The sequence below is a fragment of the Nocardiopsis eucommiae genome (assembly GCF_965344335.1).
Taxonomy (GTDB): domain Bacteria; phylum Actinomycetota; class Actinomycetes; order Streptosporangiales; family Streptosporangiaceae; genus Nocardiopsis; species Nocardiopsis eucommiae.
Genome location: NZ_CBDRIY010000007.1, coordinates 12170 through 26330, shown reverse-complemented (window position 1 = coordinate 26330; position 14161 = coordinate 12170). Strand labels below are relative to the sequence as shown.

At 73.0% G+C, this 14161-nt stretch carries 11 protein-coding genes; 6 read left to right on the top strand and 5 right to left on the bottom strand.

Annotated features, from left to right (window positions below; all coding sequences use genetic code 11):
• Positions 1-10: 10 nt before the first annotated feature.
• The 5 genes from ACRWK8_RS05985 (at position 11) to ACRWK8_RS05965 (ending at position 6383) form a co-directional block, all read left to right on the top strand.
• Entirely contained in the window at positions 11-2866 is a 2856-nt protein-coding gene (locus tag ACRWK8_RS05985) for a DEAD/DEAH box helicase (protein ID WP_431868821.1), read from the top strand.
• Positions 2867-2980: 114 nt separating this feature from the next.
• The gene (gene panD / locus ACRWK8_RS05980) at positions 2981-3385 is read left to right on the top strand and encodes an aspartate 1-decarboxylase (RefSeq protein ID WP_378744076.1); all 405 of its coding nucleotides are present in this window, start codon (positions 2981-2983) and stop codon (positions 3383-3385) included.
• A gap of 122 nt (positions 3386-3507) precedes the next feature.
• Complete coding sequence (locus tag ACRWK8_RS05975; protein ID WP_378744094.1) at positions 3508-3747, top strand: hypothetical protein; 240 nt, start codon at positions 3508-3510, stop codon at positions 3745-3747.
• An 81-nt stretch (positions 3748-3828) separates the two neighbouring features.
• A complete protein-coding gene (locus ACRWK8_RS05970; protein ID WP_378744103.1) occupies positions 3829-5133 on the top strand; it encodes an MFS transporter in 1305 nt (434 codons plus the stop codon).
• A 95-nt stretch (positions 5134-5228) separates the two neighbouring features.
• Complete coding sequence (locus ACRWK8_RS05965) at positions 5229-6383, top strand: DUF4352 domain-containing protein (protein WP_431868818.1); 1155 nt, start codon at positions 5229-5231, stop codon at positions 6381-6383.
• 24 nt (positions 6384-6407) lie between these two features.
• Here the strand turns inward: ACRWK8_RS05965 and ACRWK8_RS05960 are convergent, their stop codons facing one another.
• The 3 genes from ACRWK8_RS05960 to ACRWK8_RS05950 form a co-directional block, all read right to left on the bottom strand.
• Complete coding sequence (locus ACRWK8_RS05960) at positions 6408-7268, bottom strand: ferric iron reductase (protein ID WP_431868816.1); 861 nt, start codon at positions 7266-7268, stop codon at positions 6408-6410.
• Between the two features lie 223 nt (positions 7269-7491).
• Positions 7492-8340: an ABC transporter permease gene (locus ACRWK8_RS05955; RefSeq protein WP_431868814.1), complete on the bottom strand. Its 849-nt coding sequence runs from the start codon at positions 8338-8340 to the stop codon at positions 7492-7494.
• Positions 8337-9323, bottom strand: coding sequence for an ATP-binding cassette domain-containing protein (locus ACRWK8_RS05950; RefSeq protein WP_378744144.1), 987 nt, complete (start codon positions 9321-9323; stop codon positions 8337-8339). Before ACRWK8_RS05950 ends, ACRWK8_RS05955 begins: the two co-directional genes overlap by 4 nt.
• Positions 9324-9437: 114 nt before the next feature.
• Here ACRWK8_RS05950 and ACRWK8_RS05945 point away from each other — a divergent pair, with 114 nt between their 5' ends.
• A complete protein-coding gene (locus ACRWK8_RS05945; RefSeq protein WP_378744168.1) occupies positions 9438-10250 on the top strand; it encodes a TetR/AcrR family transcriptional regulator in 813 nt (270 codons plus the stop codon).
• 37 nt (positions 10251-10287) lie between these two features.
• Here the strand turns inward: ACRWK8_RS05945 and ACRWK8_RS05940 are convergent, their stop codons facing one another.
• Complete coding sequence (locus tag ACRWK8_RS05940; protein WP_378744195.1) at positions 10288-11502, bottom strand: JmjC domain-containing protein; 1215 nt, start codon at positions 11500-11502, stop codon at positions 10288-10290.
• A gap of 279 nt (positions 11503-11781) precedes the next feature.
• A complete protein-coding gene (locus tag ACRWK8_RS05935; RefSeq protein ID WP_431868953.1) occupies positions 11782-13932 on the bottom strand; it encodes a prolyl oligopeptidase family serine peptidase in 2151 nt (716 codons plus the stop codon).
• Positions 13933-14161 lie beyond the last annotated feature (229 nt).

Genomic DNA, 14161 nt, shown 5'->3' with positions numbered 1-14161 from the left:
TGGGAATCCTATGAGTAGTCACTCCGAGCGTTACGCCGCCTTCCGCCGGCGCCAGAACGCCTCCAGCGCCGCGATCGAGGCCTTCCAGGGGCTCTACGGGTTCGAGTTCGACCCCTTCCAGATCAGGGCCTGCAAGGCCCTGGAGGGCGGACACGGGGTGCTGGTCGCCGCGCCGACCGGCTCCGGCAAGACCGTGGTCGGTGAGTTCGCCGTGCACCAGGCCCTCAACGAGGGCACCAAGTGCTTCTACACGACGCCGATCAAGGCCCTGTCGAACCAGAAGTACAACGACCTGGTCCGGCGCTACGGCGCCGACCAGGTCGGCCTGCTCACCGGTGACAACAGCGTCAACGGTGAGGCGCCCGTGGTCGTCATGACCACCGAGGTGCTGCGCAACATGCTGTACGAGGGGTCGTCCACCCTCGGCGGGCTGGCCTACGTGGTCATGGACGAGGTGCACTACCTCGCGGACCGCTTCCGGGGCGCGGTGTGGGAGGAGGTGATCATCCACCTCCCCGAGTCGGTGCGGATGGTCGCCCTCTCCGCGACCGTCAGCAACGCCGAGGAGTTCGGTGAGTGGCTCCAGCAGGTGCGCGGCGACACCACGGTGATCGTCGACGAGAAGCGCCCCGTCCCGCTGTGGCAGCACGTGATGGTGGGCAGGCGCATCCACGACCTGTTCGTCGACGAACGGCCGGAGGAGACCGGCGGTGGGGACGGCACCGAGGACGGTGACGAGGGCGGCGGCCGGAGCAGGCGCAAACGGGAACGACGCCGCGCCCAGCACCAGCGCCCACGCGAGATCCAGGTGGGCGGGCGCAAGCTGCTCATCAACCCCTACCTGACCCGCACGGCGGAGGACGACTCCCGCACCACCCAGCTGGCCAACCGGCGGCGCCACCCGCAGACCCGGGCCCGGGGCAACGTGCGTCCGCGCACCCGCTTCGCCCCGCCCTCGCGGCCGATGATCATCGAGGAACTGGACGCCGAGGGCCTGCTCCCGGCGATCACCTTCATCTTCAGCCGCGCCGGATGCGACGACGCCGTCCGCCAGTGCGTGGCCTCCGGACTGGTGCTCACCACCCCGGACGAGGCCGCCCACATCCGGGAGTACGCGGAGTCGCGCTGCGCGGACATCCCGCGCGCGGACCTGACCGTGCTCGGCTTCGACTCCTGGCTGCGCGCCCTGGAGGCGGGCATCTCCGCGCACCACGCGGGGATGCTCCCCACCTTCAAGGAGATCGTCGAGCACCTGTTCTCGAAGGGGCTGATCCGGGCGGTCTTCGCCACGGAGACGCTGGCCCTGGGCATCAACATGCCCGCGCGCACGGTGGTGATCGAGAAGCTCGACAAGTGGAACGGCGAGACCCACGCCTCGCTCACCCCCGGTGAGTACACGCAGCTCACCGGACGTGCGGGCAGGCGCGGAATCGACGTGGAGGGGCACGCGGTCGTCGTGTGGCAGGCCGGGACCGACCCCGAGTCGGTGGCCAGCCTGGCGGGCACCCGCACCTATCCCCTCAACTCCAGCTTCCAACCCTCGTACAACATGGCGGTGAACCTGGTCGGCCAGGTCGGCCGTCAGCGCAGCCGGAACATGCTGGAGGCGTCCTTCGCCCAGTTCCAGGCCGACCGCGCCGTGGTGGGACTGGTCAAGCAGCTGCGCAAGCACGAGGAGGCCCTGGAGGGCTACGCCAGCGCCGCCGAGTGCCACCTCGGGGACTTCATGGAGTACGCCCGTCTGCGGCGGGCCCTGAGCGACCGCGAGTCCCTGCTGGCCAGGAACCGTTCGTCCCAGCGCCGGGACGAGGCGCTGGAGAGCCTGGAGCGGCTGCGCCCGGGCGACATCATCCGGATCCCGGCGGGGCGCTACTCGGGCCACGCGGTGGTCCTGGACCCGGGCCTGCGGCACGACCTGCCCGCACCGCTGGTCCTCACCGTCGACAAGCAGGTCAAGCGGGTCAACTCCAGCGACTTCCCGGTGCCGGTGCACCCCTCGGGGCGCATGCGCATCCCCAAGTCGTTCTCCGCGCGCTCACCGCGCTCGCGCCAGGACCTGGCCTCGACCCTGCGCAACAAGCTCAAGGAGCGGGGCACCGACCCGTCCTTCGAGCGGGGCAGGGGACGGGGGGCCCAGGAGGACCCCGAGGTCCAGCGGCTGCGCGCCGAGCTCAGGGAGCACCCGTGCCACGGTTGCTCCGACCGCGAGGACCACGCCCGCTGGGCCGAGCGGTACTTCCGACTCCAGAAGGAGACGGACGCCCTGCGCCGCCGTGTGGAGGGCCGCTCGCACGTCATCTCCCGGACCTTCGACCGGGTGTGCGGCGTGCTGGAGGACCTGGAGTACCTCTCCGGCGACGACGTCTCCGAGGACGGCGGCAAGCTGGCGAAGATCTACTCCGAGCTCGACCTGCTGGTGGCCGAGTGCCTGCGCCGGGGCGTGTGGGAGGACCTGAACCCGGTCGAGCTGGCCGCCTGCGCCGCGGCGCTGGTCTACGAGGCACGCCGCAACGACGACGCCTACCCGAGGCTGCCCGAGGGCAGGGTGGAGGAGGCGCTGGCCGAGATGACGCGGCTGTGGGGCGAGCTCAACGAGGTGGAGGCGCGCCACCGTGTGTCGTTCCTGCGCCAGCCCGACCTCGGCTTCGTCTGGACCGCGCACCGCTGGGCGCGCGGCGACCGGCTCGACGCGATCCTGCGCCAGTCCGACATGACCGCGGGCGACTTCGTGCGCACCGCGAAGATGCTCGTGGACATGCTCAGCCAGATCGCCGGGGCCGCCGCCGACCCGCATGTGCGCGGCAAGGCCCGCAAGGCGGCCGACCTCGTCCGGCGCGGAGTGGTGGCCTACTCCTCCTTCAACTAGCGTGAGGGCGCCCCGGTGGTCGAACCGGTTCAGCCGGGGCGCCATCATGGGATACGCACGGGACCCCTCCGGGGGCCTGTAGTCCGCGACACATCCTGAATCGAGGCTTCGTCCATGCTGCGCACCCTCATGAACGGCAAGATCCACCGCGCGACGGTCACCCAGGCCGACCTGCACTACGTGGGATCGGTCACGATCGACGCCGACCTGATGGACGCCGCCGACATCGTCGACGGCGAGCAGGTCCACATCGTCGACATCGACAACGGCGCCCGCCTGGTCACCTACGCCCTGGTCGGTGAGCGGGGAAGCGGGGTCATCGGGATCAACGGCGCCGCCGCGCGCCTGGTGAGCCCCGGTGACCTGGTCATCATCATCGGTTACGCCCAGGTGGACGAGCGGGAGCGGGCCGACCACGTCCAGCACGTCGTGCACGTGGACGCGGAGAACCGCGTCGTCGCGCTCGGCAACGACCCGGCCGAGCCGGTCCCGGGCAGTGACCTCGTCGCCGGTCGCTGACCGGCCCGCACCACGCGCGACGCCCGTGCCCGTGGCACGGGCGTCGCATGGTCGGAAACCCCCTGAATTGGCCGGTTCCGGCCTGATCGGACATCCGGGTCCCGGGTATGTCCACAGGCGCCATGGACGAACGCGACGAGGAGCGGCGCCGGGTCGCCGAACACATCGAGTGGCAGAAGCAGGGCGCCTGGGTCGTCCTGTGGGGCCCCTACACCCGGCGGTTCTGGGCGTTCGCCCGTTGGCCGGTCATCCCCGTCGGCGGGGTGGTGGTCCACGCCGACGACCCCGACCTGCTCTACGCGGAGATGCGCTACGTCGAGCGTGAGCACGACTTCCTGCGGTGGCGCTACGGGCGGGGCTGAGGGATCGGACCCGGCCTGGTCCGCGCCGGAGCGGAGGACTACGATTCATCCGTTGGCCGGACGAATCGGAGTATCAGCCTCGTGTCCACACGAACTCACAGGTACGGGGACCCCCTCTCGACGGCGGCCCGGACCCGCCTGCAACGGCGTACCGTCCTCGTCCTCATGCTGGCCCAGGTCGTCGGCAGCCTCGGTATGGGAGCCATGCTCGCGGTGGGCGCGCTCATCGCCCTCGAACTGAGCGGTTCGGACGCGTGGTCGGGGATGGCCACCACCATGATCACCCTGGGCGCCGCCGTCTTCGCTCTGCCCCTGGCCTCGTTGGCGGCCCGGAGCGGTCGTCGGCCCGGTCTGTCCCTGGGCTGGTTCTTCGGCGCTCTGGGCGGTGCCGTGGTCGTCGCCGCCACGCTCCTCGACCTCTTCGCGCTCCTCCTGGTCGGCATGCTCCTGGTCGGCGCGGGGACCGCCACGAACCTCCAGGCCCGGCACGCCGCCGCGGACCTGGCCACCGAACGCAGCCGGGGCCGTGACCTGTCCGTCGTGGTGTGGGCGACCACCGCCGGTTCGGTGGTGGGCCCCAACCTCATCGGTCCGACCGGGGGCCTGGCCGTCCTGCTCGGCCTGCCCGACCTGCTGGGCCCGGTCCTGCTCACCACGGCCGGTTTCCTCGGCGGCGGAGTGCTGATCGCGGTCCTGCTGCGCCCCGACCCGCTGCTGACCGCGACCGCTGAGGCCGCCCGGATCGACGCCGACCAGGGGCGGGTGCCGAGGGGTCGGGTCGGGCTGGTGGACGCGCTGCGGGCGATCGGCCGCACCCCGGCGGCGCTGCTCGCCGTGGTGGGGGTCGTCGCCAGCCACACCACGATGGTCTCGGTCATGACGATGACACCGGTCCACCTGACGCACCACGGAGCCGAGCTCACTGTCATCGGGCTGACCATCTCCCTGCACATCGCGGGGATGTACGGGCTCTCGCCGCTGGTGGGATGGCTGGCGGATCGCTGGGGACGCACGCCCGTGCTTCTCACCGGGCAGGTGATCCTGTTGGTGGCCGCGGCCGTCGCCGGAACCGCGGGGCACAGTGAGGCGCTGGTGACCACCGGGCTGGTGCTGCTCGGCCTCGGCTGGTCCTTCGGCCTGGTCTCGGCCAGTGCGCTGCTGGCCGAGTCTCTCCCCGCCGAGGTCCGCCCCCGAGCGCAGGGGTTCAGCGACCTGGCGATGAACCTGGGCGCCGCCGCGGCGGCCGCCTCGTCCGGCGTGGTCCTGGCGACGGTGGGCTTCGGCGGCCTGAACCTGTTCGCCGCCCTGTTCACCGTCCCGGTGTTCGTTCTCGCCCTCCGAGCACGGGGCAATCACATCCCGACCTTTACCGGAAACGCCCGCTGATCTCCGCTCCGCCCCTCCTGGGCGCGGTTACGGTGCGGTTCTGAGGTGCCCGCCGCGCTCGGTGGGACGTGCCGCTGGACGAAGGGGTGTTCTGGGTGAGTGATCGGGAGCCCGAGGAGGGGGCCGGTGAGCGGCCGGACCAGGATCCGGTCAACCACCACCCGCCGGAGGAGTGGCGGCCGGGGGATCCCGGTGATCCGATCGAGGGCGGCCCGCAGCCGCCGGGGGAGCCCCGGCACGAGCCCCCGCCGGGAGCGGCACCCCCGCACGGCACGCCCCCCTGGGGGCAGCCGCCCCATGCCCCTCCCGGGGGCCCGTACCCTGGCGGGGCGCTCCACGGAGGGCCGCCGCCCGGTGGTGTGCCTCCGGGAGGCCAGCCTCCGGACGGTCCTCCCGGGGACGCGTGGTCGGGAGGCCAGCCCTCGTGGCAGCGGCCTCCCGGCGGGCAGCCCTCGTGGCAGCAGCCCCCCGGTGGTCCACAGGGACCGCAGACGGGTGGGGGACCCTCCTTCGGCCCGCCGCCGGGCCAGCCGGGCCCCTACGGGGGCGGCCCCGGACAGCCGGATCCGGGTGAGTACTCCCAGGGGCCCAGCGGACCGGGCAGCGCGGGCTACGAGCACGCGGGTTACGCCCCCGGATACGGCGGCTACCCGAGCGAGCCGGTCAACTACGGAGCCCAGGGCGGCTACGGCCACCCGGGCGGGTACGGCCCCCCGGGGGCGGGCGGCTACGGCCCTCCGCCGTCGAAGCCGACCCCGTGGGGCAAGATCATCGGGATCGGCTGCGGCGTCCTGCTCCTGCTGCTCCTGGCCCTGGGCGGCTGCGCGGCGGTGGCGCTGGTCCTCGCGGACCGCAACGCCTCCAGCGGCGGCGAACCGGGCCTCGAACAGACCGAGGAGGCACCGGGCGAGGACGTCCCCTCAGAGGCGGAACTGACCGCTACGGCGACCGAGTTCGAGCCGAGCTCCCTCTACGTCGAGGGCGAGTTCACCAGCGTCGAGGTGACCGTCACCAACACCGGCGCGGACGCCCTGGACGTCAACCCGCTCTACTTCGTCGTGGTGGACACCGAGGGGGAGGAGCACAGTCCGGGCGACGCGATCGCTATGGACGCCAACGAACTCGGCGTCCAGACCCTGGACCCCGGGCAGACCGCCGACGGCGCCATCACCGTCCCCGGCGAGATCGAGGCGGAGCGGGTGCTCTTCGAGCCCTACTTCACCGGCCCGGTCGAGGTCCCGGTGACCTGAGCGGAGCCCGGGGGAGAGGTCCTGTCAGGGGGCGAGCGCGGGGTCGCGCAGCCACTCCGACAGGGCCTCCTGGCGTTCACTGTCGCACTTGAGCGGGCAGGTGGTGCAGAAGCCGTGCTCGGGGTCGCCCTTGTAGTCGAAGCAGCAGGTGCCCCGGACCGCCCAGGTGCCCCGGGGGTGGTCGGGGGCGAACGGGAACAGGCGTGGCCGTCTGCGGGTCACGGCGCCCGCCTCGACCACCGCGTCACCGAGCCGGGTGGCCAGTTCCCAGGCCTGCTCGGCGTCCCGGCCCAGGTAGCGGGCCGGGTTGAGCATGTAGAAGTGCAGGGTGTCCAGGACCCAGCCCCACAGGGTGCGCTTGCCCGCGCGTGAGTGCGCGTGCAGGGCCGCGACCAGCGGCTCGACGGTGGCGAACAACGCCTCCGCGACGAGTCGCAGCTGCTCGACCTCGTCGCGGGCGACCACGGTGTCGGGGTGGTCGGCGGCGGGGTCGTCGGGCAGGACCGCGGTGCGTGGGGCGGCCACGGTGGGTGTGTCGAACCTGCTCCGGGCGGTGTCCCAGGGCAGGTACAGGGTGTCGGGGGTGAGCAGGGGGCCGCGTCCGGTGAGGTACAGGCAGGCGGATACCAGGAACACGGGCTCGCGCAGGGTGACCCGCAGGAAGTTGGTGGCGGCGGGGAGCCGGTGGCCGGGTCCGTGCTCGGTCCGGAGCTTGTCGAACAGGACGGGGAGCCAGTCGTGACGGGTCATCGAGGTGACGCTGTGGAACTGGACGCCGTCCACCGGTCGGCCGTGGAGCCGGTCGGCGTCGGTGAGCTCGGGCAGGGGCGCGAACTTCAGCCGCGCGCTGACGCCCCGGAAGGCGTCGAGCGGATCTGGAGTCACCTGGCAACCCTTCGTCGCGATGCGGAACGGACTGGTCCGGGGCGTGAGACGTCGGCGACCGGACGGGTCGTGTTCACGTGCGCCTAGTAAGTGAGGCTACCCTAACCATCCCGACCGTGGCAATGCGTCGGCCTGGACGTTTGCCGAATCCTGGGACCCTCGTGTCCTGGGGGAAGGGTGTGCCGTGCGGGTCCGTCGGACGTGCTCCGACGGACCCGCGTGGTCAGTGGTTCAGGGCACGGAAGCGGCGCAGCGACAGCGGGACGCACACGGCCACCAGGACCGTGGGCACGACCAGGGCCAGGAGCTGCGCGTTCTGCGCGGGCCAGGTGTCCGAGGGCAGTACCTCGTTGCCGAACAGTTCGCGAGTGGCGCTGACCACGGCCGAGAGCGGGTTCCACTCGGCGATCGGGGCCAGCCACGACGGCATCGCGGTGGAGGGCAGGAAGCTCGTGGACAGCATGGTGAGCGGGAACGCGAGCGGGTAGACCAGCATGCTCGCCGTGTCGGGGTTGGCCGCGTACAGGCCGATCAGGACCCCGAGCCACACCAGGGCGAACCGGAAGAGCAGGAGGAGTCCCACGGCGGCCAGCGCGCCGCCGACGCCGTCCTCGAAGCGCCAGCCGATCAGGGCGCCGCAGCCGAGCAGGAGGATGATCTCCAGCGCGGCGCGCACCATGTCGGTGAGCGTGCGCGCGCCCAGGATCGCCATCGGGGCCATGGGCATGGACCGGAACCGGCTCATGACGTCGCGCGCGGTGTCGCGCGCGATCCCGGCGGAGGTCCCGGCGACGCCGTACAGCATGACCATGGCCAGCATGGCGGGCACCAGGAACGTGCGGTAGTCCTCGGCCCCCGTCCCGGACATGACGTCACCGAACACGTACCCGAACAGCAGGACCATCAGCAGCGGCATGCTGATCGCGAGCGCCAGCTCGAAGGGGTCGCGCACCATGTGGCGCAGGTTGCGCTGGCTGAGGACCAGGACCTCGGTCCAGGCCCCGCCCCGGCGAAGGCGGGCCGGACCGGACGCGGTCGACGTGCCCCGGGCCTGCGGGGAGGTGGTGGTCATCGGGCGGCCTCCTCAGCGGTGGTCCCGGTTCCGGTCAGGCCCAGGAAGACCTCGTCGAGGCTGGGACGGCGCACCCCGAGGTCGGTGATCCTCAGTCCGGATCCGTCCAGGGCGCGCACGGCGCCGGTCAGCGCGGCCATCCGGTCCTCGGCCGGTACGCTGACCCGCCGTTCGGCGGAGTGCACGCGGGCGGGGGCGGTCAGGGCCGCGCCGAGCAGGTCGGCCACGGCGGACAGGTCCGCCGGATCGTGCACGAGCACGTCCAGGCGGTCACCGCCCACCTGGGACTTCAGTGTGTCCGGCGTGCCCTCCGCGATCACCCGGCCGTGGTCGATGACCGCGACGCGGTCGGCCAGCTGGTCGGCCTCCTCCAGGTACTGCGTGGTGAGCAGCACGGTGGCGCCGCCGCCGACGAGGTCGCGGACGGCCTCCCACACCTGGATGCGGCTGCGCGGGTCCAGCCCGGTGGTGGGTTCGTCGAGGAACAGGACCCGGGGTTCCTGGATGAGGCTGACGGCCAGGTCGAGGCGGCGGCGCATCCCGCCCGAGTAGCCGCTGGCGGGCCGGTCGGCGGCGTCGACGAGGTCGAACCGCTCCAGGAGCTCCCGGGCGCGCTCGCGGGCGCCGCTCCGGTCGAACCCGTAGAGGCGGGAGAACATCACGAGGTTCTCGCGAGCGGTCAGGATCTCGTCGACGGAGGCGTACTGGCCGGTCAGGCCGATGACGGAGCGGACCAGCTCCGGTTCGGTGAGCACGTCGTGGCCGCCGACGGCGGCGGTGCCGGAGTCCGGTCGCAGGAGGGTGGACAGGACGCGCACGGCGGTGGTCTTGCCCGCCCCGTTGGGGCCGAGGAGACCGAGAACGGTGCCGGGGGCGACGGTGAGGTCGAGCCCGTCCAGGGCCCGGGTGGCGCCGTAGCGCTTGTGGAGCCCCCTGGCCCTGACGGCCGGGGGCGACGACGGTTCCATGACTGTGTGCCTCATAAACTGTGTATCAGATAAACGTGTATGTTTAAGTCATACACAGTTCTAGGATGGGTGTCAACGGGACGGGGGCGCGGCGGCTCCCGTGCGGGCGGTACCGACGACTGGTGGGGTATGACGAGCGAAGAACGGACGACGACGGGGACCACCCGGGAGATCGACCTCCTGTGGGGACTGCGGGAGACACCCAGACGCGGTCCCAAGCCCCGGCTGAGCCGGACGGCGGTCGTGGACGCCGCCGTGGAGGTGGCGGACGCCGAGGGGCTGGAGGCCGTCTCCATGCAGCGCGTGGCCCGGGAGCTCGGGTACACGACCATGTCGCTCTACCGGCACGTGGACAGCAAGGAGGACCTGATCCTCCTGATGCTGGACGCCGCCATGACCGATCGCCCCGCCGGTCCCCGGGAGGACGGCGACTGGCGCGCCGGGGTCGAGGAGTGGTGCCACGGCGCGCTCGCCCAGTACCGCAGACACCCCTGGGCCGCCTACGTCCCGCAGTCCGGCCCGCCGAGCGGCCCCCACGGCCTGCGCTGGATGGAGGCCGGGCTCCGCGAGGTCTCCGCCTCGGGGCTCGACGCTCCCGAGTCGCTCCAGATCCTGCTGCTGCTCACCTACTCCCTCAGGGACCTGTTCCGGATGGAACAGGACCTGACGCGTGCGGCCCGGGAGCGCGGCGTGCCCATGGAGGAGGGCGAGAACGCGTGGGTCCGGGGGCTGCGCCGGGTGATGGACCCGGAGGAGTTCCCGACCATCCTCTGGACCCTGGACCAGGGCACCTTCACCGCGGACCCGCCCGGCTACGCCGAGGACCAGGGGCCGCTGGGCGGCCTCGACTTCGCCGTCCAGCGCATCCTCGACGGAGTCGAGGCCTACGTGCGCTCCGGTCGGAAGGGCGGGGCGGAGCACCCGGCACCGGGGCGGTCCTGACGAGCCGACGGGTGCGGGACGGACCAGTCCCGCCCACTCAGCGCACCAGCACCAGGTGGTGGCGGGCCAGCGCCGCCACCACCCGCGCGCACGTCGGCGCGTCCACGCCCGCGCGTTCCGCCAGCACCGCGACGGACAGCTCCCGGTGTTCGGCCAGCGTCTCCAGCACCGGCTCCGCCACGACGGGGAGCCGGTAGCGTTTCCCGGCGACGGTGACCACCGTCCGGGCGTCCCCGCCCTCGCCCTCCCGCACCACGGGGGGCGGCAGGATCGGGACGAACTCCACCCGGGCGTGCTCCGGGGGCACCCCGTCCTCCACCGGCCAGGGCAGGGAGAACGACGTGCGCCGGGGGAAGCGCGCGTCCCGCTCGGCCAGGAAGGTGTCCAGATCCAGGCGCTCGGCCAGCTCCGTGATCCGTTCGACCAGTTCGTGCCGGTGCTTGCGGCGCGAGTCGGGGTCGGCGAACCGGGGCAGGTCCCGACGGAACGTCTCCTCCTCGAACAGTCCGCGCACCAGGGCGTCCGCCCAGTCCACTCCCGTCGCGCGCGTGAAACCGAAGGTGAGGTGCATGCTCACCTCGCCGGTGCCGGTCACCGTGTGCCACCAGCCGCGCGGCACGTGGATCACCTGACCGGGGCGCAGCACGCCCTCCCACACCAGGTGCAGCTCGCCGTCCGCGTCCCGGGGCGGGGTGTGCGCGTGGTCGGTGTCGTTGCGCATCGGGTAGGGGCGCGAACCCGGACCGTGCACCTGCCAGTGCTTCGTCCCCTCCACCTGCACGATCACCGTGTCGTGGTCGTCCCAGTGGGTGTCGAAGCCCCGGGACTCACCCCAGATCAGGTACAGGTTGGCCTGCGCGCGCTCCCGGGTCAGCCGCATGAGGTCGTCGGCGGCCGCACCGATCGGCGGGTGCATCCGGTCGATGCCGTCCAGCACCAGGCTCGCCCCGGCGCGCAGCTCCCGGTACAGCGACTCGGGGCGCACGATCCGGCGTTCGGTCCGGGAGACCCGGGCCTGGTCCGTGTAGCGGTCGGGCGGCACCGGCGAGCCGTCCTTGTGCAGGCGCAGCCGGGGCGGCTCCGGGGCACTCTCGGCCAACAGCCCGTTGAGGTCGTCGAAGGTCAGGAGCGAACGCACGGCGTCCGCGCCCAGGTCGGCGAAGACGAACTCCTCCGACAGTCGGGTGGTGAGTGCGTCGCGGCCCACGACGTCGCACAGGGTTCGGGTGAACAGGCTGCCGGGATCGGTCACGGCTGTCCCCTTTCCGGGAGGGTCGGACGTTGCGGTTCTGCGGGCGCGCGGATCGTGGTGGCGGGGGCCCGCCCGGCCCGAGCCGTGGCGGCGCGGGCCGGGCGGGCACGGATCAGATGAAGTCCGAACTGGAGTCGGTGCCGTCGTTGTCGCCGCCCGCGGTGGTGTCGCGGGAGGTCACCTCCGCCAGATCCTCGACCTCAACCTCGATGGGGTCCATACCGCACCTCGCTTTCTGTGTGCCGTCGATCCTCTTGGTCAGGGCCGAACCGGGTGCCGTCAGCGCCCGGTGAGCCCCGTTCGGTGGGCCGCGAACGCGTGTGCGTCGGCGGCGAGTCCCACGGCCCTGCTCACCGCGCGCGGGCCGTGCCCGACGTCGCGTTCGTAGCGCAGCAGCGCGGCCGGACCGTCGCCCCGCCCTCCCGCCGCCTCCAGCAGCGCCGCGCACATCTTGCGCGGGTGGGCGGCGTCGGTCCGGGTGTCGCCGTCGAACCCGGTGAGCAGGACGCTGGGATGTCGTAGCCCCGGTGTGCGCAGGGCGGTGTCCAACGCGCGGTGGTAGGGGGAGTACGAGACCAGCGCGGCGAAGTCGTCGGGGTCGGACACGGTGCCGAACTCCCGAGTCCACATGCGCCCGAGCCCCAGCCGCTCGAACCGCACCATGTCCGCCAGCGGGGCCGAGGCGATCACCGCCGAGCACAGGTCCGGGCGGGAGGTGGCGGCCGCCAGCACGAGCAGCCCCCCGGCCGAGCCGCCCGACAGGCACAGTTCGGCGCGCGTGCACCACCCCGAGGACACCAGGGTGTCGGCGGCGGCGATCAGGTCGCGCACCGCCCGCGTCTTGTGCCGGCCCGAACCCTCCAGGTGCCACCGGCGTCCGGCGTCGCCCCCGCCCCTGACGTGGGCCACCGCGTAGCGTCCGCCGGAGAGCAGCCAGGCGAGCACGGTCGCGCTGAACCCGAACTGGCGCGGGCGTCCGAAACCCCCGTAGGCGTGCAGGAGGGTCGGGCCCGACCCGGAGCCACCGGAGGCGTCGAAGACCGTGACCGGCACCCGGGTCCCGTCGAAGGACCGGCACCACTCCACGGTGCGGACCACGGAGGGGACGGCCCCGGCGGTCCCGGGCCGCGCGCCGGTGCGCTCCCCGGGGCGCTCGGAGGAGGGCCAGGACGCGGGTGTCCGGTGCCCGGGCGCCAGCCGCAGGACCCTCTGCTGGGTGGCCACGTCCGCGTAGCCGAGGAACACCGTGCCGTCCGGTACGGCCACCGGCCCGGAGGCCATGCCCTCACCCGGCAGCTCGACGGTGTGGGAGCGGGCGCCGGTGGCGGCGTCGTGCACGGCGGCCTCGCTGATGCCCAGGCGGGTGCGGACCACCAACAGCGCCGTGCCCCCGGCCGAGCGGTGCGGGCAGAAGGCGTCCAGCGTCGCGCCGGGGTCCTCGGGGACCACCTCCCGCCAGTGCTCGGGGGAGAGCAAGCCGTCGGGGGCTCCGGGCTCCACCGCGCACACGCGGCGGCGGGGCGCGTCCAGCGTGGTGCGCAGGTACAGCAGACCGTCCGGCCCCGCCCGTACCTCGGTCTCGGCCTCGTGGTCCACCTGGAGCGGCCGGAAGTCCGGCTGTTCGGGCGGACGCGCGGTCAGGTCGGCCAGCCACAGGTCGGTACGGTGCCCGGTGCCGTGGCTCTCGGTGACCAGCAGCCAGCGGTCGTCCAGGACCCGCACGCCCGGTACCGTCCCCGGCCCCGTGCAGGGGTGCACGAGTGTCTCGGCGCCGTCCACGACCCGGCGCAGCCACACTCCGCGCACCCCCCGGACACCGTCGCGGCGCACGTAGTAGAAGGAGGCGGGCCGCTCTCCGGGCAGCCAGGCCACGTGTGAGTACCGCACACCGGACACGGTCGGGCCGACCCGTGCTCCGGTGTCGGTCCGGACCACGCGCAGGCCACCGCGTTCCACCCCGCCCGACGAGGTCTGGAGGGCGACCAGGCGGCCGTCCGGGCTCGGTTCCCAGGAGTCCAGGGTGGTGCGGCCGGTGGGGTCGTCCGCGCAGGGGTCGTGGACGGTCAGAGGACCCGGGGCCGGAGCCGTGGTGTCGGTTCCCCCGGGGTCCCGGGGCCACACCACGAGACACGGGTGCTCGCTCCCTGCACGGCGGACCGTGCAGAACAGCGCGCCGGAGCGGTGGACCGGCGGCGACCACAGATCGGTGGCGACCAGCGCCCGGATGCGTTCGGCCAGCTGGTCGCGCAGGGGCCAGGTGGCCGCCTCCCGCTCGAAGTCCCGACCGCGCTCGGCCAACCAGCGGAGGGTCGCGGGGGAGTCGGAGGTCTCCAGCCAGCGGTAGGGGTCGGGGACGGGGTGGCCGTGCAGGGTGTCGACGACGGACACGGGGTCGGCGGCCGGGGCGGTTCCTGGGCGGTTGCGCACCATCACATGGTTCAAGCGGCCCGACACGACGGTCAAGGAAGAGATACCTGGCCCCGTGGGACGCGACTGTGTCGGTGAAGGAAGGTTTGTGAGTGGTGCCAGCCACGACCGCCGCCCGTGCGCACCGTCCCCCGCGTGCTCGTCGCGGTCGGGGGACGAGGAAGGGCGGCGTCCCTGGGGAGGAGGACGCCGCCCGTGTGGTCAGCCCGGGGAGGTGTGGACCGGGCCGGGG

Coding starts and splice junctions, on each gene's coding strand:
- ACRWK8_RS05985 (WP_431868821.1), top strand. CDS start 11: ATGAGTAGTCACTCCGAGCGTTACGCCGCCTTCCGCCGGCGCCAGAAC.
- ACRWK8_RS05935 (WP_431868953.1), bottom strand. CDS start 13,932: ATGGTGCGCAACCGCCCAGGAACCGCCCCGGCCGCCGACCCCGTGTCC.
- ACRWK8_RS05955 (WP_431868814.1), bottom strand. CDS start 8,340: ATGACCACCACCTCCCCGCAGGCCCGGGGCACGTCGACCGCGTCCGGT.
- panD (WP_378744076.1), top strand. CDS start 2,981: ATGCTGCGCACCCTCATGAACGGCAAGATCCACCGCGCGACGGTCACC.
- ACRWK8_RS05945 (WP_378744168.1), top strand. CDS start 9,438: ATGACGAGCGAAGAACGGACGACGACGGGGACCACCCGGGAGATCGAC.
- ACRWK8_RS05975 (WP_378744094.1), top strand. CDS start 3,508: ATGGACGAACGCGACGAGGAGCGGCGCCGGGTCGCCGAACACATCGAG.
- ACRWK8_RS05950 (WP_378744144.1), bottom strand. CDS start 9,323: ATGAGGCACACAGTCATGGAACCGTCGTCGCCCCCGGCCGTCAGGGCC.